The following is a 4,686-nucleotide window of genomic DNA, read 5'->3' as shown; positions in this document are numbered from 1 at the left end:
GGCAGCAGCGCCGACGTGTTCCCGGATCCCCGCAGGGGCGTCCGGGCCGGCCGGCCCAGCGCCGCAGGGCATCCCGCGCCAGCGGATCGGTCTGAGTGTCGCTGCCCGGCCCTCGAGCGTGCGGATTTCAACGGCTGCAACGGCGTGTCGTGCACGAAACCGCACGGTCGGCACTGCTCAGGGCGGGCCCGCGCCCGGCAGTCAGCCGCCGATGCCGAGCCGGCGGGCTACGTCCGGGCCGCCGAACTCGAGGATGAACTGCGGGTCACCGCACACCACCAGTTGGTCACGGGCCCGGGACAGACCGACGTAGAGGCGTTCCCGGGCGCGCTCGAGGGCGTGCTGGTCGTTGACCACCAGCACGACGGCCCGGCGCTCCAGGCCCTTGAACCCCAGCACGTGGCCGTAGAACACCTGCTCGGCGTCCCAGAAGCTGTCCCAGTAGGCCTGGTTGCCCCCGGCCTGGCGGGCCTTCTGTTCGTTGTGACGGCTGCCGGTGGTCAGCAGGGCCACGTCCTCGGGCCGCCAGCCCTCCTCGAGCAGTGCCTCGACCTGGTCGTCGCCGATGTCGAGGACCTCCTCGGCCCCGCCGGCGACGAACCGGACCTCCGGGCCGTCGCCGCCCAGGAACCGCATCGGGTGATCGACCAGTGGCTGGAAGGCCTTCGCTATCTGGCGGGTGTTGCGGATGTTCTGGTCCAGGATCAGCGGCACCAACGGCACCGGCGGGGTGCCCTGGCGGTCGAACACCCGCTGCCCCTCGTCGATGAACACGTACAGCCCGCCCTCGTCGGGGTCGCGCAGCGCCGCGAGCACCGGCTCCCACCAGCTGTCGGCGAAGTCCTGGGCTTCGTCGATCACTATGGCGTCGAAGCGTTGCCCGTCCGGCAGTCCGGCCGCCGACTCCAGCATGGCGGCGGGCAGATCGTGTTCGAAGAACCGGGAGGTCTCCTTGGTGCGCTCGAGTTCGTCGGGGCCCTCCGGGGCGCCCCACTCGATGCCGAGGCTGTGGAACTCCCCGACGTAGCCGGGCTGCTGACGGCGATTCCAGCCGGCGGTGATCCGTTTGAGGTAGGAGGCCAGTCCGTGCGAGTAGCAGATCAGCGCCACCCGCTGACCCTGGTTGGCCAGCCTGCGGGCCTGCTCGAGTGCCATGAACGTCTTGCCGCTGCCGGCGCCGCCGCGGATCTCCACCCGGTTCAACAGCCGGGTGGCGGCGAGGATGACGGCCTGCTGCTCGTTGAGGATGTCGGCGGCGTTCTCGTTCTCCAGGGCGCGGGCGACGACGTCGCGCTGGGGCAGGCCGCGGCCGCCCAGTGCGGTCTGCAACTGCCCGGCGGCGGTCGCGCCGAGCAGGGGGCGGTCGGTCTCCTGGCTGAGCAGGATCTCGCGCAGTTTCTCCCCGAGCGACCCGATCTCGTCGCGGTCGATGACCATCCACCGCGGGCAGTCCGACAGCGCGAAATCGCCGGGCACCGCACTGTCGGTGAGGACCACGACGTGGTTCCACCGGGGCCGGTCCTGGGTCCAGCGCGGGTCGGATTCGACGAAGTCGCGCAACGCGTAGCGGGCCTGGCGGACCTGCCGGACCGGGTCGAGGGCCTTGACGTGGCCGTTGCGGCGGCTGCGCTGCAGCCAGGTGGTGCCGTCGTGCCACACCTCACCGCCCTTCACCTCGATGCAGACGATGCCGGCGCCCTCGAGGGCGACGACGAAGTCGATCTCGTGGTCCTTGAGATGGTCGGTGACCCGCTTGCCGGCGATGACGACGTCGTGATCGCCCAGTTGCGCGCGGAGCGCGTCCCACACCCGGCGTTCGCTGTCGTTGGCCAACCGGGGATCCTCGGGCAGGGCGATGGGCATCCGCCCCTCCTCCCCTGCCGACCCCGTGACGGGGTCATCGTAAGGCGACCGCTGGCTCGGACAGGAGATCTTCGTCGGGTGGGTCGGCGGGACCGGTGCAGCCGGGAGCCGTGTAGCATTAGGAGCAAGAGTCGCTTGCGCCTTCATGGCGTCGCAGAACGTAGGTCCGGCGCACGGACCGCCATCGCGGCTCGATCGCATCGCCCGACCGGAAGTCTGTGCCGGTTCGCAGGAGAGAAAATCCATTGAACGACGGTTTGTTTTCCCACCCCGTGGAGTCGCAGTACGTGCCGCCGACCTATGAGGGCGCCGGTGACCCCATCGAGAACCCGAAGTTCTCCGATCAGGATCCCCCGATTCCCCGATAGGCCAACACGATTGGCGAGCTTCCGCACCGAGACGGTGCGGAGATGCCGGCCTGCGATCCGTTCAGTCCGGCTTGAGGATGTCGACTTCAGACATCGGATGAGAGAAGTAAAGCAATGGCACAGGGAACTGTGAAGTGGTTCAACAGCGAGAAGGGCTTCGGCTTCATCTCGCCCGACGGTGGCGCGGAGGACGTTTTCGTCCACTTCTCCGAGATCAGCGGCAGCGGCTACCGCTCGCTGGATGAGAATCAGCGGGTCGTGTTCGAAATCGGCCAGGGCCCCAAGGGCCCCCAGGCGCTCGCTGTCCGACCCGAGTAGGTCGAAGTGAGGGGGCCCGGCAGGTTTCGCCTGCCGGGCCCCCCTCCCTTCCCGGACGTTAGACGGTGTTCCGCCACCGGCGCGCGGACACGCCCGGGCCGTAGGCTGGTCGCCGTGACCGCCGCGTGGTCGTCGAGCCGGCTCGGCAACCTGACTTCCAAGCGGGTGATCGTGACCGGGGCCACCAACGGCGTCGGGCTTGCGACGGCCACCGCCCTGGCCGCAGCAGGGGCCCACGTGATTCTGGCGGTGCGCGACACCGACCTGGGCCGGCGCCGGGCGGCCGAGATCGGCGGCTCGACGTCGGTGCTCAAACTGGACCTGGCCGACCTGAGTTCGGTGCGCGCCTTCCCCGATCTGCTCGACGGCGGCGTCGACATCCTGATCAACAACGCCGGCACCCTGACCGAGCGACGCACCGAGACGGTCGACGGCTTCGAGACGACCCTCGGCACCAATTTCCTGGGGCCCTTCGCGCTGACGAACCTGCTACTGCCCCAGGTTGTTTCACAGATCATCCTGGTGGGATCGGAATCCCACCGCTCGGCCACGCTGCGGCCCGACGATATGCACCTGCGCCGCCACGACTGGACCCCGATGGGCGCCTACGCCCGGTCGAAGCTGGCGGTGATGCTGTGGGGCCTGGAACTCGACCGGCGACTACGGGCCGCCCGCTCCGAGGTCGTCACCCAACTGACCCACCCGGGGTGGGTGGCGTCGAACCTGTCGCACGTCTCGGACAGACCGCTGCTGGCACTGGCCCACCGGACCGTCAAGTTCGTCGCCGACCGGGTGGCCAACAGCATCGAGGAGGGCGCGGCGCCGACGCTGTACTGCATCGGCGAACCGATCCCGCCCGGCAGCTATGTCGGTGTCACCGGCAGGTTCGGCCTGCGCGGGGGACCCGTTCTCATCGGCCGCTCGCCGGTCGCCTGCGACTACGCGGCCGCCGGAGACCTCGTCGCTTTCGCCGAACGCGAAACCGGCACGACGCTGTCCCCGTAGGTGTCCGGCGGCAATTCCCCGGCCCCGCCGGACCCCTAAGTAGGCTTGGGTTTCCGGCGATCCGTCATGCCCAGGAGTGGACCCTCATGTCTTTGCTGTTCAACCCGAGCACCTACGACCCGAAGTCGTTCGACGCGGACACCCGCGCCCAACTGCTGGCGCTCGTCGACTTCTTCGAGGCCAAGGGCCTGGCCCGCAGCAACGCCGAGCACTACTCCGGCGAGTGGTACACCGACTTCCTCCAGGTGGTGGCCGACAACAGGATCTTCGCCACCTTCGGCACCCCGGCCGAGGTGGGGGCGTTGGTCGGGGACGACGGCGCCCGCTGGGATCTGGCCCGGATCAACGAACTCAACGAGATCCTCGGCTTCTACTCCCTGGCGCACTGGTACGCCTGGCAGGTGACGGTGCTGGGACTGGGTCCGGTGTGGCTGAGTTCCAACGAGCAGGCCCGCAAGCAGGTCGCCACTCTGCTCGGCCAAGGCGACATCTTCGGGTTCGGGCTGTCCGAGCGCGAGCACGGCGCCGACATCTACTCCTCGGACGTGATCCTGACCCGCACCGAGGACGGCTACCGCGCCGGCGGCGGAAAGTGGTACATCGGCAACGGCAACGCCGCCGGACGGCTGAGCGTGTACGGCAAGTTCGCCGCCGACGACCCCGAGCATCCCGGCGAGCACGTGTTCTTCCTCGTCGACCCGAGCCACCCCGGCTACAAACTGCTCAAGAACGTGGTCGCCGGGCAGATGTTCGTCGCCGCGTTCAATCTCCACGACTACCCGGTGGCGCCGCAGGACATCCTGCACACCGGCAAGGCGGCTTTCGACGCCGCGTTGGCCACCGTCAACGTCGGCAAGGTCAACCTGGGCTGGGCCAGCATCGGCATCTGCGAGCACTCCTTCTACGAGGCGGTGACCCACGCCCACAACCGGATTCTGTACGGCAACCGGGTCACCGACTTCCCCCACGTGCGGCGGATGCTGGGCGACGCCTACGCCCGCCTGGTCGCGATGAAGATCTTCGCCGCCCGATCCACCGACTACTTCCGCTGCGCCGGCGAGGACGACCGCCGGTTCCTGTTGTTCAACCCGATCACCAAGGCCAAGGTGACCAGCGAGGGTGAGCGCGTCAT

The 4,686-nt window shown here is 69.0% G+C and carries 4 protein-coding genes; 3 read left to right on the top strand and 1 reads right to left on the bottom strand.

Features of this window, described 5'->3' with window-relative positions; genetic code table 11:
- Positions 1-201: 201 nt before the first annotated feature.
- A complete protein-coding gene (locus ADBZ5U_RS14395) occupies positions 202-1,863 on the bottom strand; it encodes an NERD domain-containing protein (protein WP_526811317.1) in 1,662 nt (553 codons plus the stop codon).
- A 482-nt stretch (positions 1,864-2,345) separates the two neighbouring features.
- Here ADBZ5U_RS14395 and ADBZ5U_RS14390 point away from each other — a divergent pair, with 482 nt between their 5' ends.
- From ADBZ5U_RS14390 to ADBZ5U_RS14380, 3 genes are all read left to right on the top strand, one after another.
- Positions 2,346-2,549 carry a cold-shock protein gene (locus tag ADBZ5U_RS14390; RefSeq protein ID WP_526811315.1) on the top strand — a complete coding sequence of 68 codons (204 nt, stop codon included), beginning with the start codon at positions 2,346-2,348 and terminating at the stop codon, positions 2,547-2,549.
- A 114-nt stretch (positions 2,550-2,663) separates the two neighbouring features.
- On the top strand, positions 2,664-3,554 hold the full coding sequence (locus ADBZ5U_RS14385) for an SDR family NAD(P)-dependent oxidoreductase (protein WP_526811313.1): 891 nt from the start codon (positions 2,664-2,666) through the stop codon (positions 3,552-3,554).
- A gap of 86 nt (positions 3,555-3,640) precedes the next feature.
- On the top strand, positions 3,641-4,686 hold a 1,046-nt coding region (locus tag ADBZ5U_RS14380), incomplete at its 3' end, for an acyl-CoA dehydrogenase family protein (protein ID WP_526811311.1).

Source organism: Mycobacterium sp. (assembly GCF_040398885.1).
Lineage (GTDB): Bacteria > Actinomycetota > Actinomycetes > Mycobacteriales > Mycobacteriaceae > Mycobacterium.
Note: the sequence above shows the minus strand (reverse complement) of the source record. Positions and strands in the feature narration are given on the sequence as shown.

Excerpts from the sequence above, each read along its gene's own strand:
- ADBZ5U_RS14395 (WP_526811317.1), bottom strand. The coding sequence starts at position 1,863 with ATGCCCATCGCCCTGCCCGAGGATCCCCGGTTGGCCAACGACAGCGAA.
- ADBZ5U_RS14390 (WP_526811315.1), top strand. The coding sequence starts at position 2,346 with ATGGCACAGGGAACTGTGAAGTGGTTCAACAGCGAGAAGGGCTTCGGC.